We start from the raw sequence: 231 nt of genomic DNA on the forward strand, positions 1-231 counted from the left end.
TGATTGTCATTCGCCGTACTTTTTAGATATAGCAGGGGAGTTTATTAATTATTTATCAAGTGATTATAAAATAAAAAGATACGATCCCGTGTTTATGCTAGAACTTGCACATTATGAATGGGTAGAGCTAGATGTATCGATTGCACACGAAGATGAGCAAGAGCAAAAATTACAAACAACAGCGCTTACTAGTTCTGCTTTGTATTTATCGAAAACGGCAAGAAATTTAAG

At 34.2% G+C, this 231-nt stretch carries 1 pseudogene; it reads left to right on the forward strand.

Going from position 1 to position 231, the window contains the following annotated elements:
* Nucleotides 1-231 (forward strand): annotated as a pseudogene (locus AAEY57_RS21275) (HvfC family RiPP maturation protein); the annotation flags it as partial.

It is taken from the genome of Pseudoalteromonas sp. MER144-MNA-CIBAN-0113, from assembly GCF_040308965.1.
In the GTDB taxonomy this organism is placed as follows: domain Bacteria; phylum Pseudomonadota; class Gammaproteobacteria; order Enterobacterales; family Alteromonadaceae; genus Pseudoalteromonas; species Pseudoalteromonas tetraodonis.